Source organism: Streptomyces sp. NRRL S-1022, assembly GCF_000720135.1.
Taxonomy (GTDB): Bacteria; Actinomycetota; Actinomycetes; order Streptomycetales; family Streptomycetaceae; genus Streptomyces.
Window position 1 is genome coordinate 1 of the sequence record NZ_JOIU01000171.1, and the last position, 327, is coordinate 327.

At 69.7% G+C, this 327-nt stretch carries 1 protein-coding gene; it reads right to left on the minus strand.

Translation table 11 applies throughout. The features are described from left to right. On the minus strand, nt 1-327 hold a 327-nt coding region (locus tag IG05_RS43320), incomplete at both ends, for an MMPL family transporter (RefSeq protein ID WP_158839173.1).

A 327-nucleotide genomic window follows, 5' to 3' on the forward strand; every position in this document is an offset into this window, starting at 1 on the left:
CCATCGACTCCTTGGTCTTGGGCATGGAGCCGGACGCCAGGTCGAAGGTGGCGTTGTAGCCGAAGATGCCCAGCGAGAGCGCCACCAGGACCAGACCGGACAGCCCCGCGGTCAGGGCGGGGCGTCGCTGCACCCCACGGCCGAGGGCGGCGAAACGGGCGTTCTCCGGCTCCCGCTGCCAGCTCTTGGACGGCCAGAACACCTTCGGTCCGATCAGCGAGACCACGGCCGGGATCAGGGTCAGACCCGCGATCAGGGTGACCGAGACCGCGATGGCCAGCGCCGGGCCCATCTGCTTGAGGAAGCCCAGCGTGGACAGCACCAGCG